This window comes from Pseudomonas sp. (assembly GCF_050739655.1).
Taxonomy (GTDB): domain Bacteria; phylum Pseudomonadota; class Gammaproteobacteria; order Pseudomonadales; family Pseudomonadaceae; genus Aquipseudomonas.
In genome coordinates this window covers 1-1,375 of the sequence record NZ_JBOIBY010000457.1, presented here as the reverse complement: position 1 = coordinate 1,375, position 1,375 = coordinate 1, and the positions used below count along the sequence as shown (strand labels likewise).

The following is a 1,375-nucleotide window of genomic DNA, read 5'->3' as shown; positions in this document are numbered from 1 at the left end:
AAACAGCACACATGCTTCTTGCCGGTTGCAAGCATGTCGCAGGCATCACCCATTCGCTTTTCGCGCGTCTTGAGTTGCTTGGCTGAAGTGATCCAGTGAATCCAGTCAACGCGTGCGATGGTCGTCGTGTTATTCCAAACTTTAAGAGCCTCAGGGGTGGCTGCCAGTGCTTCCTGAAAATCTGCCGGGATATCAGGCTCGGGTTCCTTCTTCACAGGGGTTAGTTCGAGTGTAACGACATCCCCAACGGCCACACCTGCGGCGTCGAGTAGCTCACTGGTTACCTTCAGCCAATGGCTCAGCTGACCATCGGGCTCAAGAGTTGCCTGGAAATGGTGCCCATTGATTGTGCCTTCAACTGTCGTCCTTCCCCGCCTCGGAAGCGGTTCACTCGCGTCTCTTGGCAGTACTGCGAACGCCCAGGACGTATCATTACCGGGCTTTGCCGGACGAAGAAGCTTTGCTTCGAATCGGGATTTCACATCGATTATTGTCATTGCCACTCCTCCAACTAATTCGCCTGACTACTTTCTGGCAACATCACTGTCGCGTTTAAATGCGACATTGATGACGCCAAGATGAGTGCTTAGCTATCCATCACCTCGTCCAGTGCCTTCTCGAGGGTGCTGACCGTGCGCTCGATATTGTGCAGCTTTTCGAGTCCGAACAAACCGATGCGAAAGGTCTGGAAATCGGCCGGCTCGTCGCATTGCAACGGCACTCCGGCGGCGATCTGCAGGCCGTGGTTGGCAAATTTCTTACCGCTCTTGATGTCGGCATCATCGGTGTAGCTCACCACTACGCCAGGAGCCTGAAAGCCGGCTGCGGCCACGCTTTTGATGCCTTTGCCGGTCAACATTGCGCGCACCTGATCGCCCAGAGCCTGTTGTTCGCCGCGGACCTTGTCGAAACCGTAGGCTTGCGTCTCTTTCATCACTTCGTTGAATCGCGCGAGGGAATCGCTGGGCATGGTCGCATGGTAGGCATGTCCGCCCTGTTCGTAGGCCTGCATGATCTGAAGCCACTTTTTCAGGTCGCAGGCGAAGCTGCTGCTATGCGTCTGTTCGATGCGCTCGAGGGCCAAAGCACTGAGCATCACCAGGGCGCAGCAAGGGGAGGCGCTCCAGCCTTTCTGCGGTGCGCTGATCAGCAGGTCGACTGCGCATTTGTGCATATCAACCCAAAGCGTGCCTGAGGCGATGCAGTCCAGCACGAACAGGCCACCCACGGCATGCACGGCGTCGCCGACGGCCCGCAGGTACTCGTCGGGCAGGATAATCCCTGATGAGGTTTCAACGTGGGGGGCGAAGACAATCTGCGGCCTCGAAGCCGCAATGGCTGCCAGCACTTCGTCCAGAGGGGGTGGGGCGTAGGC

2 protein-coding genes are annotated in these 1,375 nt (G+C 57.3%); both read right to left on the bottom strand.

Annotation, left to right across the window (positions count from 1 at the left end; all coding sequences use genetic code 11):
- Window positions 1-497: YdeI/OmpD-associated family protein (locus ACRESJ_RS21855; protein ID WP_431759768.1), on the bottom strand; the 497-nt coding region annotated here is incomplete at its 3' end.
- Between the two features lie 89 nt (window positions 498-586).
- A partial coding sequence (locus tag ACRESJ_RS21850) for an aminotransferase class V-fold PLP-dependent enzyme (RefSeq protein WP_431759767.1) occupies window positions 587-1,375 on the bottom strand: 789 nt, incomplete at its 5' end.